The organism is Comamonas sp. UBA7528 (assembly GCF_002479375.1).
GTDB lineage: Bacteria > Pseudomonadota > Gammaproteobacteria > Burkholderiales > Burkholderiaceae_C > Comamonas.
The window spans coordinates 72,911-88,804 of sequence record NZ_DLMU01000015.1 but is presented as its reverse complement, the minus strand read 5'-3'; the positions used below and the strand labels follow the sequence as shown (position 1 = coordinate 88,804).

Annotated in this window: 15 protein-coding genes; 7 read left to right on the top strand and 8 right to left on the bottom strand. The window is 68.3% G+C overall.

Annotated elements, in window-relative coordinates:
• Window positions 1–100: 100 nt before the first annotated feature.
• A complete protein-coding gene (locus B3349_RS18805) occupies window positions 101–877 on the top strand; it encodes an SDR family NAD(P)-dependent oxidoreductase (protein WP_291591043.1) in 777 nt (258 codons plus the stop codon).
• A 46-nt stretch (window positions 878–923) separates the two neighbouring features.
• Here the strand turns inward: B3349_RS18805 and B3349_RS18800 are convergent, their stop codons facing one another.
• The 4 genes from B3349_RS18800 to B3349_RS18785 form a co-directional block, all read right to left on the bottom strand.
• The gene (locus B3349_RS18800; RefSeq protein ID WP_291591041.1) at window positions 924–1,583 is read right to left on the bottom strand and encodes a YiiX/YebB-like N1pC/P60 family cysteine hydrolase; all 660 of its coding nucleotides are present in this window, start codon (window positions 1,581–1,583) and stop codon (window positions 924–926) included.
• Window positions 1,580–1,969, bottom strand: a complete 390-nt coding sequence (locus B3349_RS18795; RefSeq protein WP_291591039.1) for a DUF4878 domain-containing protein — start codon at window positions 1,967–1,969, stop codon at window positions 1,580–1,582. Before B3349_RS18795 ends, B3349_RS18800 begins: the two co-directional genes overlap by 4 nt.
• Window positions 1,970–2,188: 219 nt before the next feature.
• Window positions 2,189–3,259 carry an NAD(P)H-dependent flavin oxidoreductase gene (locus B3349_RS18790; protein WP_291591037.1) on the bottom strand — a complete coding sequence of 357 codons (1,071 nt, stop codon included), beginning with the start codon at window positions 3,257–3,259 and terminating at the stop codon, window positions 2,189–2,191.
• A 36-nt stretch (window positions 3,260–3,295) separates the two neighbouring features.
• Complete coding sequence (locus B3349_RS18785; protein WP_291591036.1) at window positions 3,296–4,486, bottom strand: YbfB/YjiJ family MFS transporter; 1,191 nt, start codon at window positions 4,484–4,486, stop codon at window positions 3,296–3,298.
• A gap of 135 nt (window positions 4,487–4,621) precedes the next feature.
• On the opposite strand from B3349_RS18785, the gene B3349_RS18780 reads away from it, so the two are divergent.
• Entirely contained in the window at window positions 4,622–5,557 is a 936-nt protein-coding gene (locus B3349_RS18780) for a LysR substrate-binding domain-containing protein (RefSeq protein ID WP_291591034.1), read from the top strand.
• 177 nt (window positions 5,558–5,734) lie between these two features.
• Here the strand turns inward: B3349_RS18780 and B3349_RS18775 are convergent, their stop codons facing one another.
• Complete coding sequence (locus B3349_RS18775) at window positions 5,735–7,267, bottom strand: YifB family Mg chelatase-like AAA ATPase (protein WP_291591032.1); 1,533 nt, start codon at window positions 7,265–7,267, stop codon at window positions 5,735–5,737.
• Between the two features lie 267 nt (window positions 7,268–7,534).
• On the opposite strand from B3349_RS18775, the gene B3349_RS18770 reads away from it, so the two are divergent.
• The 5 genes from B3349_RS18770 (at window position 7,535) to B3349_RS18750 (ending at window position 12,951) form a co-directional block, all read left to right on the top strand.
• Window positions 7,535–7,873, top strand: coding sequence for a P-II family nitrogen regulator (locus tag B3349_RS18770; RefSeq protein WP_066538759.1), 339 nt, complete (start codon window positions 7,535–7,537; stop codon window positions 7,871–7,873).
• A 26-nt stretch (window positions 7,874–7,899) separates the two neighbouring features.
• A complete protein-coding gene (locus B3349_RS18765; RefSeq protein WP_279999888.1) occupies window positions 7,900–9,264 on the top strand; it encodes an ammonium transporter in 1,365 nt (454 codons plus the stop codon).
• Between the two features lie 358 nt (window positions 9,265–9,622).
• Window positions 9,623–10,750 carry a glycolate oxidase subunit GlcE gene (gene glcE / locus B3349_RS18760; protein ID WP_291591030.1) on the top strand — a complete coding sequence of 376 codons (1,128 nt, stop codon included), beginning with the start codon at window positions 9,623–9,625 and terminating at the stop codon, window positions 10,748–10,750.
• Between the two features lie 34 nt (window positions 10,751–10,784).
• Entirely contained in the window at window positions 10,785–12,032 is a 1,248-nt protein-coding gene (gene glcF, locus B3349_RS18755) for a glycolate oxidase subunit GlcF (RefSeq protein ID WP_280012198.1), read from the top strand.
• A 151-nt stretch (window positions 12,033–12,183) separates the two neighbouring features.
• The gene (locus tag B3349_RS18750; protein ID WP_291591028.1) at window positions 12,184–12,951 is read left to right on the top strand and encodes a ProQ/FinO family protein; all 768 of its coding nucleotides are present in this window, start codon (window positions 12,184–12,186) and stop codon (window positions 12,949–12,951) included.
• A gap of 100 nt (window positions 12,952–13,051) precedes the next feature.
• On the opposite strand, the gene B3349_RS18745 is transcribed toward B3349_RS18750, so the two are convergent.
• From B3349_RS18745 to lplT, 3 genes are all read right to left on the bottom strand, one after another.
• Entirely contained in the window at window positions 13,052–13,552 is a 501-nt protein-coding gene (locus B3349_RS18745) for a glutathione peroxidase (RefSeq protein WP_291591026.1), read from the bottom strand.
• 47 nt (window positions 13,553–13,599) lie between these two features.
• Window positions 13,600–14,487, bottom strand: coding sequence for a DMT family transporter (locus B3349_RS18740; RefSeq protein ID WP_291591025.1), 888 nt, complete (start codon window positions 14,485–14,487; stop codon window positions 13,600–13,602).
• A gap of 73 nt (window positions 14,488–14,560) precedes the next feature.
• Window positions 14,561–15,853 carry a lysophospholipid transporter LplT gene (gene lplT / locus B3349_RS18735; protein ID WP_291591023.1) on the bottom strand — a complete coding sequence of 431 codons (1,293 nt, stop codon included), beginning with the start codon at window positions 15,851–15,853 and terminating at the stop codon, window positions 14,561–14,563.
• Window positions 15,854–15,894: the final 41 nt, after the last annotated feature.

Genomic DNA, 15,894 nt, shown 5'->3' with positions numbered 1-15,894 from the left:
TCGCCAAATTTGAACGATCTGATCAATTTTGCGTGATTTATCGAACCCTGGCGATTCAATAAAGTCCAGCCATCGACCTTCCCTTCTGCAGGAGCCTGAAATGACCGCTGTGACCGCCACGACCTCTCCCATTGCACTGATCACCGGCGGCAGCCGCGGACTGGGACGCAATGCCGCCCTGCATGTGGCGCGTTCGGGCACCGACGTGATCCTGACCTACCGCAGCCAGGCCACCGAAGCCCAGGCCGTGGTGGCCGAAATCGAGGCGCTCGGACGCCGTGCCGTGGCCCTGCCGCTGGATGTGTCCGACAGCCGCAGCTTTGCCGCCTTTGCCCAGCAGGTGCAGGCCGCGCTGGCAGCGCACTGGCAGCGCGAACGTTTCGACCACCTGGTGAACAACGCTGGCGTCGGCATCCACGCCAGCTTCATGGAGACGACGGAGGCGCAGTTCGACGAGCTGGTCAACATCCACCTCAAAGGCACGTTCTTCCTGTCCCAGAAGCTGCTGCCGCTGATGAACGACGGGGGGCGCATCCTCAATGTGTCCACCGGGCTGGCGCGTTTTGCCCTGCCGGGCTACGCCGCCTACGCGGCGATGAAGGGCGGTATCGAGGTGCTGAGCCGCTACATGGCCAAGGAGCTGGGCGCACGCGGCATCGCCGTCAATGTGGTGGCGCCGGGCGCCATCGAGACCGACTTCGGCGGCGGCGCCGTGCGGGATAACGCCCAGCTCAACGCCATGGTCGCCAGCCAGACGGCACTGGGCCGTGTGGGCCAGCCCGACGATATCGGCGGCGTCATTGCGGCGCTGTTGCAGCCGGGCTGCGGCTGGATCAATGCCCAACGCATCGAGGCCTCGGGCGGCATGTTCCTCTGAACTGCGGTGCCCAAGGCGGCAGATGCGGTGCGGTGCAGCGCTGCCGCTACGGAGCCGGCAACACGGGCACCACAGGCAATGCGGGCACCACCGGCAGCACGGGGGTCAGCGCCTGTACCTGGGGCGCGCGCCGCAGGCCGCCAGGCAGCAGGTAGCGGCCGCCGAGAAAAGGCAGCAGGACCTCGGTGAAGCGGGCCTCCAGCGCCACCCCCGCATGGTGCCAGGCCTGCCAGACCAGCGTGGTGCAGTACAGGCCGCGCTCGGCATCCAGCAGATCGAAGGCGCGGCCCTGCTGGGCCAGCGCCCAGTCCACGGCCTGCTGGCGGGCCGTCGCACTGGCGGCCACACGGTACAGCTGGTAGCTGTGGGCGCGCTGCGGGTGCAGGTAGAAGTCCAGCGTGTCCAGCACCACGGCATCGGGCTGACCGGGCTTTTCGGACGGCGTGGCATGGACCACCCGCCAGAGCCCGGCAGGCGTGGCGGGCGCCACCAGCAGCCCGACATGGCTGAAATCGTCCGCATCCACGCTGCGCACCAGCTGGCTGATGGCTTCGGTGCCCTGGCGGAACAGCAGGTCACCGGCCTGCGCCTGCGCGCTAAGCTGCACCAGGAGCGGCTGCAGCGGTGCGGCACCGCCGAGGCGGCAGGCCGCCAGCCCGGCGCCGGCGATCAGCAGCATGGCGGCGCAGCGCCGCCACGGCTTCACAGCAGCACTTTCCAGACGCCGTCTTCCTGGAACACATTCATGCGCTCGCGGCGGGTGTTGCCATCGCCATAGCGCACCAGCACCCGCAGCTTGGTGAACTGCCCGTCTTCGGAGGGCACGCGCTCCACGATTTCCACCTGCTGCAAGCCGCCTTTGGAATCGATCTTGGCCTTGGCGCCGGCCAGCATGCGGCGCAGCTTGTCTTCAAAGCCGGCCAGCGCTTCCTTGGAGATGTTGCGGGCACCGACCAGGGGCACGCAGCTGTCGAAATCACCGTCCGCCACCAGCTGGTAAAAGCGCTGGATCAGCGCATCCTGGCTTTCGGCCGCAGTGGGAGTCGGGGCGGTGGCGCAGGCGGCCAGGTTCAGTGCAGAAAAAACAGCCACGCCTGCCCACAGGCAGCGGCGGCGGGAAACCGGAACAGACACGGACACGGACACGGACACAGGCAACCATTTCACAAAATGACACAGAACGTCGGAGTGTAGTGGCGCACCGCACGGCGCCGGGCGAACGACCTGCCCGCCGCCACGGCACCATGCGGGACCGAGGCCGGGTCGCCTTACCGGCACCGACCTGCGGCGTACACGGACGGTGTGGAGGGCTCAGGCCGGGCGCGCCTGGGCCAGCTCCTGCGCCAGGGTCTGCACCAGCGTGGCGGCAGGCAGGGCCCGGGCCAGCGGGGCGCCCTGGCCGGCCCAGTGGGCCGCATAGTCGCTGCGGCCCTGTGCGCTTGCGGCCTGGTGCAATGCCTTGCCGGCGTCGTACACCATGGGGTAGCCGGGCAGATCGCCGGCGTAGTCGGCGCCCAGCAGGTGCAGGCGGTTGGCCATGCCGCGCGCCGGGCGGCCGGAGATGGCGGCGGTGATGGCCGTGTGGTGGGCCCGTTCGCTCTGCAGCTCGGCCCGGTAGGCGGGGCTGGCGGCAGATTCGGGGCACAGGATGAAGGCGGTGCCCATTTGCACGGCGCAGGCGCCCAGCTCCAGCGCAGCGGCAATCCCACTGCCGTCCATGATGCCGCCGGCCGCCACCACGGGCAGCTGGCAGTGGGCGGTCAGCACGCGGGTCAGGGCGAACGTGCCCATCAGCCGGTCCTGCTCCGGCACAAAGGCGCCGCGGTGGCCACCGGCCTCCATACCCTGGGCCACCACCACGTCCACGCCGGCCTGTTCGATCTGGCGGGCCTCGTCCAGCGTGGTGGCGCAGGCCAGGGTGGTGATGCCGGCGGCGCGCAGTGCGGCGATGAACGCCTGCTCCGGCAGGCCGAAATGAAAGCTGATCACGGCGGGCTTTTGCGCCAGCAGCATGGCCTGCAGTGCGGCATTGCCCACGGCCGTGGCGTAGATGCTGCGCAGCTGGCTGGGAGGCTGCACACCAAAGCGGGCAAATTCCGGTGCCAGGTAGCGGATCCAGGCGGCTTCACGTTCCACATCCGCCGTGGCCTGTTGGTGGCAGAACAGATTGACGTTGACGGGCCGCTGCGTCAGTGCCTGGGTCTGGGCGATGTGCTGCTGGGCCTGTTCCACGCTGTAGGCGCCAATGCCCACCGAGCCCAGTGCGCCGGCCTCGCTGACGGCGGCAGCCAGCTGCGGCGTGGAGGTGCCTGCCATGGGCGCCTGGATGAGGGGGTGCTGCAGGCCCAGACGGGTCATCCAGTGGGGGAGGGAGGGGGTCATAGCCAATCCTTGTGATCCAGAAAAACCAAAACGCGCTCAGGCCGTCACCGGGACCTGGCGGGCCCACCGGCTGGCCACCACCATCACCGTGCCGGCCAGCAGCACGGCGCTGCCGATGGCGAACAGCGGCTGGTAGACACCGGTGCCGGCATACATCCAGGCCATGAAGTAGCCGGACACGGCCTGCATCAGTGCAAAGGCGGCCGTGGCATAGCCCCACATCTTCTTGTGTTGCAGCGGGCCGATCAGTTGCATCAGGTAACCGGAGGTGATGGCCGCCATGCCCGGCGACAGCGCGCCCACCAGGAACGCCGACGTGGCATGGCCGGCAAAGCTTGCCCACACCAGCGGCAGCGCAATCGCCGCCGCCTTGATGGCGTAGGCGCTGGTGGTGGTGCCCCACCAGCCCCAGCGGCTGGCGCAGAACGCGGCCGCCAGCGGACCGGCGATGGCCCCCAGACCAAAGAATGCCCATTGGGTGGACGCATAGGCCGCACCCAGGTGCAGCTCGCGCGCCAGGTAGTCCACCCAGAACACGGTGTGGGGGACAAAGCCGAAGGCGTCACAGGTGTAGGCCAGCATCACCAGCAGCACCGGCAACGTCCACAGCGGTGTGCTGCGCAGGGCGGCACCCGGCTGGGGCGACAGCGCCTGCGGTGCCGGCGCCGGCAGCAGCCGTGCCTGGTGCCAGCCCCCCCAGCCGGCCAGCGCGCTCGCCGCTGCCAGCGCCCACCACACCAGGGACAGGCTGGTCGCAGCCAGGGCCGGCACCAGGGTGGCCGACAGCAGTGCGCCGCAGCCGATGCCGCAGAACATCAACGGCCCCAGCGCCGCACGGCGCTGTACCGGTGTGGCGGCCATGGCCACCGATGGACCCAGCACCATCAGCACGGCGCCGGCAATGCCGGACACCAGCCGCCAGACAAAGAACAGTGCCATCGGCTGGGCCTGGCTGCAGGCGGCAAAGCTGAACGCCACGGCCAGCCAGCAGGCCGCCAGCACACGCAGCGTGCCCAGGCGCTCGGCCAGCGGTGCGGCGGCCAGCGCGCCCACCAGATAGCCCAGCAGATTGGCCGCTCCCAGATAGGCCACCTGTTCGCCGCTGAACCAGCCGGCGTGCACCATCTGTGGCATCAGCGCCGTGTAGGCAAAGCGGGCCAGGCCCACGCCGCTGAGCGTGGCGGCAAAGCCGGTGAAAAACAAAGGCAGTTCGTTGCGGTGGATCACGCGAGCGCTTTCAGGGGGAGACGCCGGCACCGCGTGCCGGCCGGAAGCCAGTGGTGCAGAGCGTACGGGCACTGAAGTCATCATGTCCAATGATTCAAAATGATGGCTTGCATCTTTTTTTCAGATGGGGTCGCCATGCAACTCAAATCCCTGCGCATGTTCGAAGCCGTGTGCGAATCCGGCAGCTTCGGTGCGGCCGCCCAGCTGCTGCACACCGTGCAGTCCAATGTGACGGCGCACATCAAGAAACTGGAAGACGAGGCCGGCGCCCAGCTGCTGGAACGCAGTGCCCCGGTGCACCCCACGCCCGCCGGGCGGCTGCTGCGCCGCTATGCCCAGCAGATGCTGCAGGCACATGACGAGGCCCTGGCCCTGTTGCAGGGCCGCCAGGCGGCGCCCGGCGCGCTGCGCATCGGCAGCATGGAAACCACGGCCGCGCTGCGCCTGCCGCCGCTGCTGGCGCAGCTGCACCAGCGGCACCCGGGCATGGCCCTGGAACTGCGCACCGGCCCCACCGCCAGCCAGCTGGCCGAGCTGCTGGCCGGGCAGATCGATTGCGCCTTCGTGGCCGGCCTGCCGCCGCAGGCGCGCCTGACGGGCTGGCCGGTGTTCCGCGAGACCCTGGTGCTGGTCAGCGTAGCGCCGCTGGCGGCCTTTCCCACGCCCGAGCAACTGGGCAGCACCCCTTTCCTGGCTTTCCGCCAGGGCTGCAGCTACCGCCAGCGCATCGAGCTGCTGTTGGCCAGTCAGGGCATCACCGCCGTGCAGATCATGGAGCTGGGCACGCTGGATGCCATCCTGGGCTGTGTGGCCGCCGGCATGGGCTACGCCCTGCTGCCCCAGGCCCTGATCGCGGCCCAGCAGCAGCGCTTCGGCGTGCACTGGTGCCCGCTGCCGCCGGCACTGGCCGGGATCGCCCAGGTGGACACCTGCTTTGTCACCGGACCGCAGGCCAGCTGGTCGCCGGCGCTGCGGGCGATGGCGCAGCTGCTGCAGGAGGTGGTAGAACCGGTGGTGGGGGCCAGGGACGCGGTGGTGTCGGCGCCCGTGGCCGAGCCCCAGTGGGCATAACGTCAGGTACCGGCTGAGCGGTGGCGCATGGCGGAGCCAGCGGGGACCGCAGAGGCGGGTTCTGCCGCCAAGTCGCCGTCTTCTACCGTTCATCGGCCTGCAGATGGGCGGCAATGTGCGGTATCGGCATGGCACGGGGCGCACTGTTGGGTTTTGCACCAAAATGGTGCGTTTGTCTCAAGGGTGCGGCCGGACGATGGCGCGCCGATATTGCAGGGCTTCCGCCACATGGGCGGCCTGCACGCCCGGGCTGTCGGCCAGGTCGGCGATGGTGCGCGCCACCTTGAGCGCGCGATGGGTGGCGCGGGCCGACCAGCCCAGGCGTTCGGCGGCTTTGCGGGCCAGGGCCTGGGCGGCGTCGTCCAGCTGCAGGTGCTGCTGCAGCGTGGCGGCTTCCAGCCACTGGTTGGCGTGGCCCTGGCGCTGCAGCGCCAGGTGGCGGGCTTGCACCACGCGGGCCTGTACGTGGGCGCTGGTCTCGGCGGGCGCGCCGGCGCTGCCGGGTTCGCTGCGCTGCAACAGCTCGGCCGGAGCCAGAGCCGGGACTTCCACCTGCAGATCGATGCGGTCCAGCAGCGGGCCGCTGAGCTTGGCGTGGTAGCGCGCCACCTGATCGGGTGTGCAGCGGCAGCGGGGGCTGCCCTGGAGGCCGCAGGGACAGGGGTTCATGGCGGCCACCAGCTGGAAGCGGGCAGGAAAGTCGGCCTGCTGGGCGGCGCGGGCGATCTGGATGCGCCCGGTCTCCAGCGGTTCGCGCAGCGCCTCCAGGGCCGTCCGGGCGAATTCCGGAAACTCGTCCAGAAACAGCACGCCATGGTGGGCGCGGGAGATGGCGCCCGGCCGAGGGGGTGAACCGCCGCCCACCAGCGCCACGGCGCTGGCGGTGTGGTGGGGCGCTGCAATCTGGCGCTGGCCCCAGGTGCCGGCGTCGAAGGGGCCGACCAGGCTGGACATGGCCGCGGCTTCCAGTGCCTCCAGCGGGGTCAGCGGCGGTAGCAGGCCGGCAAAGCGCTGGGCCAGCATGGATTTGCCACTGCCCGGGGGCCCCACCAGCAGCACGCCGTGACCGCCGGCGGCGGCAATCTCCAGCGCGCGCTTGGCGCTGGCCTGGCCCTGCACATCGGCCAGGTCGGGCCCGGCCGTTGCCGCAGCAGGCGCAGGGGCCTGGGCCAGTGGCAGGCCCTCGGTGGCCTGGGGCTGCAGGGCCCGCACCACGTCGAGCAGATGGGCGGCGGCATAGACCGTGGTGTCCGGCACCAGCGCGGCTTCACGGGCACTGTCCTGGGGCAGCACCAAAGGCGTGCTCTCGCGGTGCAGCTGCATGGCCAGGGCGGTGGCCAGGGCGCCGCGCACCGGACGCAGTGCGCCGGACAGGGACAGTTCCCCCGCAAATTCATAGCGCGCCAGCTGCGCCGGGTCGATCTGCCCGCTGGCTGCCAGGATGCCCAGGGCGATGGGCAGATCGAAGCGGCCGGAGTCCTTGGGAAGATCGGCCGGGGCCAGGTTGACGGTGATGCGTTTGCTGTGCGGGAACTCCAGCCCGGCGTTCAGGATGGCGCTGCGCACGCGTTCACGGGCCTCTTTCACCTCGGTATCGGCCAGGCCCACCAGGGTCAGGCAGGGCAGGCCGTTGGCCAGATGCACCTCCACCTCGATTGGCTGCGCGTGCATGCCAACCAGTGCGCGGCTGCGCACGCTTGCAAGGCCCATGGCGTGTTCTCCCCAGACAAGTGCGTGGCGGGAATCGGGATATTGGGTGTCTGCACTGCTTTGGTGCACAGACGGGGTGACCGACCGCTTTCCCCTCGGCAACACTGTAGTGGGCCCTGGCCGCCGCTTGGGAGAACTGTGGCTGGCACGCTCCATGCTTTGTGACAGTCGGTACGCATCGAACAGACAGACGGCATGGCCGCCCCGCAGCCAGCCACCGAGTTACAACTCCGGGCGCCGAAGCACCCGATTCAGGAGGACGCAATCATGAAAATGGTCTCAGCCATCATCAAACCCTTCAAGCTGGACGAGGTGCGTGAAGCCCTGTCGCAAATCGGCGTGCAGGGCATCACCGTGACCGAGGTGAAAGGCTTTGGCCGCCAGAAGGGCCACACCGAGCTGTACCGCGGCGCCGAGTATGTGGTCGATTTCCTGCCCAAGGTGAAGCTGGAAGCGGCCGTGGATGACGCGGTGCTGGAACAGGCGCTGGAAGCCATCGAATCCGCAGCCCGCACCGGCAAGATCGGTGACGGCAAGATCTTCGTCTATGACCTGGAACAGGTGGTGCGCATCCGCACCGGCGAAACCGGTAAAGAAGCCCTTTGATTTCCACCCTTCAGCGAGAGACAGTCATGAAAAAAACGCTCCCTGCACTTTCACTGGGTCTGGGTCTGCTGACCGCAGCCGCCGGTGCACTGGCCCAAGAGGCCGCCCCTGCCGTCGCCGCTGTGGCCGAAGCCGCCGCCCCGGCCGCTGCAGCAGCTGCCGAAGCCGCTCCCACCCTCAGCGCCGGTGATACCGCCTGGATGCTGACTTCCACCATGCTGGTGATCCTGATGACCATCCCCGGTCTGGCACTGTTTTACGGCGGCCTGGTGCGTTCCAAGAACATGCTGTCCGTGCTGGCGCAGGTGTTCGTGATCTTTTCGGCCATCACCGTGCTGTGGGCCATCTACGGCTTCTCGCTGGCATTCGGCGGTGAAGGCACGTTCTTCGGCGGCTTCGACAAGCTGTTCCTGGCCGGCATCACACCGGACACGCTGTCCAGTGCGCTGAAGACCATTCCCGAATACGTGTTCGTGGCCTTCCAGTCCACCTTCGCCGCCATCACCGTGTCGCTGATCGTGGGTGCGTTCGCCGAACGCATCAAGTTCGCTGCCGTGATGCTGTTCTCCATCCTGTGGTTCACCTTCAGCTATATCCCCATGGCCCACATGGTCTGGGGCGGTGGTCTGCTGGCTGCCGACGGCGCACTGGACTTCGCTGGCGGCACCGTGGTGCACATCAACGCCGCCATCGCTGGCCTGGTGGGTTCCTACATGGTGGGCAAGCGCATCGGTTTCGGCCGTGAAGCCCTGCCTCCGCACAGCCTGACGCTGACCATGGTCGGTGCCTCCCTGCTGTGGGTGGGCTGGTTCGGTTTCAACGCCGGCTCTGCAGGCGCCGCCAATGGCATCGCCGGTCTGGCTTTCATCAACACCATCCTTGCCACCGGCGCTGCCGCCGTGTCCTGGATCGTGGCCGAAGCCCTGCACAAGGGCAAGGCTTCCATGCTGGGTGCTGCCTCGGGTGCGGTGGCCGGTCTGGTGACCATCACCCCCGCTGCCGGTTTCGTGGGCCCCATGGGTTCCATCGTGATGGGTCTGATCGCTGGCCCTCTGTGCCTGTGGGGCGTGTCGGGTCTGAAGCGCATGCTCAAGGCCGATGACACCTGCGATGTGTTCGGCGTCCACGGCGTGGGCGGTATCCTGGGTGCCATCCTGACCGGTGTGTTCTGCGCTTCCAGCCTGGGTGGCGTGGAGCCCGAAGGCTTCAACATGGCCCACCAAGTGTGGGTGCAGTTCAAAAGCGTGGTTGTGACTCTGGTGTGGTCCGGTGTGGTGGCAGCGATCGCCTTCGCGATCTGCAAGGTCACGGTCGGTCTGCGTGTGTCGGAAGAAGCCGAACGCGAAGGCCTGGACATCACCAGCCACGGCGAGTCCGCCTACCAGCGCTAAGCCGCTGGTTCCCGACCGGGCACGGGGTGCCCGCCGCCCGGTCGGTGTTCCCATTGCGAGTGACGTGACGATTCATAGCCCGCCCCTGGCGGGCTTTTTTTATGGCTGCGGCGTTCGGACGGGCGGCGGCCCGCTTCCGTGCCGCATGCTGCGATTTCAGGAGCTGTTTGGGGCACTGCAGTGTGATCTCTGGGTGGCTTGGCGGTCAGGATTCAATCCATGCAAACGCCGCCAGCTATACAAGTTGTAGCAACAGCGGTCTGCACGCCTCCGGCCAGCACGCTTCACGCCGGCTGTTCAAAAAAATCACAAGGCCGGCATGTACGCGCCAGGGGGGCTGCCGCTACCATCGCTGCCCATGGAACCAGCACTGAGCCAGATCATCGAGCGCGTGCGCGCCGCCAGCCAAGCCGCTACCCCGCAAGCCCTGCGCATCCAGGGCGGGGGCAGCAAGGATTTCCTCGGCCTTGAACTGCGTGGCGAGGCGCTGGATGTGCGCCCGCTGCAGGGCATCGTCGATTACGAACCCAGCGAACTGGTGGTGACGGTGCGTGCCGGCACCCCACTGGCGCAGCTGGAGCAGGTGCTGGCAGAACGCGGCCAGGCCCTGGCCTTTGAGCCGCCGCACTTTGCCCGCCAGGGCCGCCAGGCCACGGTGGGAGGCATGGTGGCGGCAGGGTTGTCCGGCCCGGCACGTGCCAGCGTGGGCGCGGTGCGCGACTATGTGCTGGGTATCGAAATTCTGAATGGCAAGGCCGAGCTGCTGCGCTTTGGCGGCCAGGTCATGAAAAACGTGGCGGGTTACGACGTGTCCCGCCTGATGGCCGGAAGCTGGGGCACGTTGGGCGTGATCACCGAAGTCAGCCTGAAAGTGCTGCCGGTGGCACCTGCCGAGGCCACGCTGCGCTTTGACGGCATCGGCCAGGCCGATGCCCTGAAACAGTTGAACACCTGGGGCGGCCAGCCCCTGCCGTTGAATGCCAGCTGCTGGCTGCAGGATGGGGGCACGGGCACGCTGTACGTCCGCCTGCGCGGCGCCACGGCCGCCGTGGATGCGGCTTGCCGCAGCATGGGCGGCTCCCGCCTGGACGCCGCCAGCACGGCCGCAGACTGGGCTGCCTGCCGCGAGCTGCAACTGCCCTGGTTCACCGCGCGCGCGGCTGACCACTGCCTGTGGCGCCTGTCCGTGCCGCAGACGGCGCCCGAGCTGGCGCTGCCTATCGGTACGGCCGCGCCGCTGGTCGAATGGCATGGCGGCCTGCGCTGGGTGCAGGCGCCGCGCAGCGCGGGCGCCGCGCTGAAAGCCGCCGCCCGCACGGTGGGCGGCGATGCGCTGCTGTTCAGCGCGGAAGCTGCGCAGCCCCTCAGCGGTGAACCGCTGTTCGATCCCCAGAATGCCGCGGTGCAGCGCATCCAGAAACAGCTGAAGACCGCGTTCGATCCGGTGGGCATCTTCAACCCCGGACGCACCAGCGCTGCGCTCTGACGCCGTGCCCTGACAAGAATTACGAGACACCACGATGCAGACCAACCTCGCACCCGAATACCGCAGCACGCCCGAAGGCCAGGAGGCCGAGGCCATTCTGCGCAAATGCGTGCACTGCGGCTTTTGCACCGCCACCTGCCCCACCTACCAGACGCTGGGTGACGAGCTGGACGGCCCGCGCGGCCGCATCTACCTGATCAAGCAGGTGCTGGAAGGGGCCACCCCCACCCGCGCCACGCAGGAGCACCTGGACCGCTGCCTGACCTGCCGCAACTGCGAATCCACCTGCCCCAGCGGCGTGCAATACGGTCACCTGGTGGACATCGGCCGCAAGGTGGTGGACGAGAAGGTGCAGCGCCCGCTGGGCGAGCGCCTCAAGCGCTGGGCGCTGAAGGAAGGCATCCCCTCGCCGCTGTTTGCCCCGGCCATGAAGCTAGGCCAGGCCGTGCGCCCGCTGCTGCCGGAGGTCATCAAGGCCAAGGTGCCACCCAAGACGGAACACGGTGTCTGGCCGACGCGTGCACACGCCCGCAAGGTGCTGCTGCTGGCGGGCTGCGTGCAGCCTGCGATGCTGCCCAACATCAACTACGCCACGGCCCGCGTGCTCGATGCCGTGGGCATCCAGACCGTGATCGCCGATAAGGCCGGGTGCTGCGGCGCAGTGAAGTTCCACCTGAATGACCAGGACAGTGCGCGGGACCAGATGCGCGCCAACATCGATGCCTGGTGGCCTGCCGTGGAGGCCGGCGAAGTCGAAGCCATCATCAGCAATGCCTCGGGCTGCGGCGCCATGGTCAAGGACTATGCCCATGCCCTGCGTGACGACAGCGCCTATGCGGCCAAGGCCCAGCGCGTGAGCGCGCTGGCGCGCGATCTGAGCGAGCTGCTACCCGCCCTGCTGCCCGAACTGGCCGACAAGCTGGCCGGCCGTGCCAAGGTGCCTGCACAGCCCATGGCCTACCACCCGCCCTGCACCTTGCAGCATGCGCAAAAGCTCAAGGGCGTGGTCGAGGCCAACCTGGGCAAGCTGGGCTTCCAGCTGCGCACGGCGCGCACCGAATCGCACCTGTGCTGCGGTTCGGCCGGCACCTATTCCATCCTGCAGTCCGATATTTCCCAGCAGCTGCGCACCCGCAAGCTGGATGCGCTGGACGAGGCCTTTGAAGGCGGTGCGCCTGCTGCCATCCTGTCTGCCAATATCGGCTGCATCACCCACCTGCAAGCCGGTACGGCTGTGCCGGTGCGCCACTGGGTGGAAGTGCTGGACGAAGCCCTGGTCTGACCGCTGGGCTGCGCCCTGCAGGGGCCCTGCAGCCGCAGCACGGCCACCGCATTCCCGTGCCGGCCGCAGCCTGCAAAGCCGCCCGTCGCCCGCAGGACTGCCAATGCTGGCATGATGGCGGCCTTGTTTTTTTGTCGCCATTGGCCTGCCCATGACCGAAATCGTGTCCTCCCTCCCCGAAACCCCGGCCACCGACGCCGCAGCCGTACAGCCCGCCCAGGCCGATGGTGCCCGTCGCCGCAACCGGCGCGGTGGACGGGGACGTGCCGCTGCCGCCAAGGGCGCCGCACCGCAGTCCGCTGCCGCTCCCGCGCGCGCCGTGCGTGAAATCCATCCCGTGCTGCTGCAGCTGGCGCAGCTGTACCCGGCGCTGTTCGGTGACAGCCCCAAGCCGCTCAAGCGCGGCATCTTCCAGGATCTGCAGGCCGCCCAGGGCGAAGCGCTGGACAAGGACGGCCTCAAGCAGGCGCTGGCCCTGCACACCCGCTCCTCCCGCTATCTGAATGTCGTAGCCACGGGCGCGGCACGCTGCGATCTGCAGGGCGTGGAAGTGGAAGCCATGGCGCCCGAGCACGTGCTGCACGCGTTGATCGAAGTCTTCCGCCGCAAGAAGCCGCGCGACGGCGAGGACCTGCAGGCCAAGCTGCAACGCCGCATCGGCCAGGCCTTCATCGACAGCGGTCTGGGCCGCGATGCCTACCTGGAAAAAGTGCAGCTGCGCGAACCCAGCGCCCTGGCCAAGGTCGAAGCGGCGCTGGCCGTGGTGGCCGAACAGGACGCCAAGGCCGAAGCCGTGCTGCGGGCCTTTGAAGGCAGCGGTGCGGAGACGGTGGACGCCTTTGCCGACATGTACGGCATGAACACCCAGCAGGTGCAGCGCCAGCTGCACCGCGCCCGGCAGTTGAAGGCACAGGCCTGAGCACTGCATGGTGAACCGCCGGGGGCGCTGGTGTGGCGCCGCCAATGGCGGTTGGCCGGGTGCCTGACGGCATGCGGCCTGCAGCCGTTGCAACCTTCGCTTAGGCGGAGGTGGGGGCCTGTGCCAGCGCCTGCTCGATATCGCTGCCCAGCGTCACCGGTGCATCCTGGGGCGCATAGCGGCGGATCGCCCGGCCATCGCGACCGACCAGGAATTTGGTGAAGTTCCACTTGATGGCCTTGCTGCCCAGCAGACCGGGGGCCTGTTCCTTGAGCCAGACGAACAGCGGCGCAGCGGCTTCGCCGTTGACTTCGATCTTGGCCATCATCGGAAACTCCACGCCGTAGTTCTTCTGGCAGAAGGTGGCGATGTCGCTGTTGTGGGCCGGGTCCTGGTGGCCGAACTGGTTGCAGGGGAAGCCCAGCACCACCAGCCCCTGGGAGCCGAAGCGTTCATACAGCTGCTGCAGGCCGGCCAGCTGGGGCGTGAAGCCGCAGGCGCTGGCGGTGTTCACCACCAGCACGACCTTGCCGGCGTACTGGCCCAGGTCGTGTTCGTCGCCTTCGATGTTGCGCACCTGGAAATCATGGAGTGTGGTCATGGAGTATCCTTGCATGGGCGCCATCTTGCCACGCCCATGGGCGCACTTTATGCCTTGCGGCGGCGGCCCTGCAAGGCGGCCAGCAGCGCGCCGCCGATGATCAGCGCACCGCCCAGCAGCATGCGCGGCGTCAGCTCGGTGGCGCCCAGCAGCCAGGCCGAGATGGTGGCAAACAGCACTTCGGACAGCATGATCAGCGAGGTGGTGGCCGTCGGCAGGCGCGCCGCGCCGTACTGCAGTGCCCAGTTGCCCACCGCCACCAGCACGGCCATGACCAAGGCGCACAGCAACCAGGTAGTCTGCGGCGCCGGCAGGCCGGGCAGCGCGCCCAGCCCGTAGCCCAGGCTGGCGGTGGTCAGGCCCGTGGCCATGCAGCCTACAAACATGGCCAGCATGCGCGAGGTGCCGGGCGCACTGTGGGTGCGGCGCAGGATCACATTGGTGATGGCAAAGCACAGGCCGCCGAACACGGCCAGATAGTCGGGCAGGGCGATGCCGGCCGTCAGACTGCTCCAGCTGGCCCCCGCAGGCACGATCACCAGGCCCATGCCGGCGAATGCCAGTGCCAGGCGCAGCAGACCCAGGGGCGTGGGGCGCTCGCCCAGGAACTTCCAGGCCAGCAGCACCGCCCAGGCGGGCATCAGATAGAACAGCAGGATCACCCGCACCACATCCCCGGTAGAGCTGGCGGTGTTGAAGGCCACATTCGTCAGCCCGGAGGACAGGGCCAGCAGCCACAGCGCCGGGTGGGCCAGCAGCCCGCCCCAGCTGCGCGCTGCCAGCAGCGTGGTGCCGAGCACCAGGGCGCCGTAGATCAGCGAGGTGGCCCAGGGGGCGGCCAGGCCGGCGGCATGCATGGTCTTGAACGGCCACCAGGACAGCCCCCAGACCATGGCGTTGAACAGCAGGGCGAAATACGGTGCAGGAGAGTGCATGGCAGAAAACGACTCCGGCGCAGGGGGTGCCTGCGCCGGAAACGATGAACACGTGGAAAGCGGGTGGCTGGCTTCAGTGGTGGTGGTCGTGGCGCGCAATATTGAGCAGGCGGCGCACTTCCCCACCGTGGTGGCGGCAGTTGTAGCGGTACCAGCGGCCGATCAGCCACATGGTGATGGCCACAATCAGGCCAAAGCCGGTGATGGCGCCATAGGCCGATACTCCCAGCTTGGTGGCCAGCGCATACAAGGCGCCCAGGCCCAGGATGCAGGCCTGTTCATTGAAATTCTGCACGGCGATGGAGCGGCCCGCGCCCATCAGGTCATGGCCGCGGTGCTGCAGCAGCGCGTTCATGGGCACCACCAAGAAGCCGCCCAGGCCGCCCAGCAGGATCAGGAAGGGGATGGCAATCCACAGGTGGCCGATGAAATTCATGCACACCACCAGCAGGCCCATGGCAATGCCCATGGGAATCACCCGCGTGGCGTGCTGCAGGCGCATGCGCATCGAGGCCAGCACCGCGCCGGCGGCGGTGCCGATGGCCACCACGCCCACCAGGGCCGAGGCCTGGGTGGTGCCATAGCCCAGTGCCACCGCAGCCCAGGCCAGCACGATGTAGCGCAGATTGCCGGACACGCCCCAGAACAGGGTGGTGGTGGACAGCGAGATCTGACCCAGCTTGTCGCGCCACAGGCGGCGGTTGCAGTCACGGAAGTCAGGCAGCAGGGCCAGTGTGGCGGCCAGCAGGCCCTGGTCCGGGTGCTGGCGCATGGGCACCAGCGGGGTGCTGGTGCGGGGAATGCGCAGGTTGAAGACGGCCGCCAGGGCATAGACAAACACCAGCACGCCGATGGCGGCTTCGGCCGCGTTGTCGACAAACGGCACGTTCAGTGCCATCAGCTGTGTCGCAACAGCCGGGCCCACCAGCTGGCCGCCCAGCAGCACGCCCAGGATGATGGAGGTGATGGTCAGCCCCTCGATCCAGCCATTGGCCTTGACCAGCTGGGAGGGGGGCAGCAGTTCGGTCAGGATGCCGTATTTGGCCGGCGAGTAGGCGGCGGCGCCCAGGCCCACCACGGCATAGGCCAGCAGCGGGTGGTGGCCGATCAGCATCATCAGACAGCCCACCACCTTGATGGCATTGCTGATGAACATCACCCGCCCCTTGGGCAAGGCGTCGGCAAAGGCGCCCACAAAAGGGGCCAGGATCACGTAGAACAGCGCGAACATGGGCACCAGGGCCGCACGCTGCCATTCCGGGGCGCCGGAGGTGCGCAACAGTTCCACCGCGGTGACAAACAGGGCATTGTCGGCCAGCGAGCTGAAGAACTGCGCCGACATGATGGTGTAGAAACCGCGTTTCATGGATGGGGATGCGTACTATTAGCAGAGCTAATACCCACGCT